1 protein-coding gene is annotated in these 261 nt (G+C 63.2%); it reads right to left on the bottom strand.

Annotated elements, in window-relative coordinates:
• The coding region (locus tag AC2YJX_RS26215) for an isocitrate/isopropylmalate family dehydrogenase (RefSeq protein ID WP_487257711.1) at positions 1–261 on the bottom strand (261 nt) is incomplete at both ends.

Raw genomic sequence — 261 nt, 5'->3', positions numbered from 1 at the left:
GCGGCTTTGGGCCAGCTCGAAGGCGAACTTCAAGAGGCGGTTCGCACCGTGGCGCGAGTAGACCGATTCCTGGATCACGATCTCGCGGTCGGTGCCTTCATACATGATGCCGCCGAGCGACGTGTATTCACCCTCGGTGTTCTCGCGCACCACGTAGTAGTCGATGTCGCCGGGCTTGCGGCCGGCCAGGGGGCAAGGCACGCCTTCAAACAGGCGCACGGGGCGCAGGTTGATGTACTGGTCGAACTCGCGGCGGAATTT

The organism is Acidovorax sp. SRI_002 (assembly GCF_057586455.1).
Note: the sequence above shows the minus strand (reverse complement) of the source record. Positions and strands in the feature narration are given on the sequence as shown.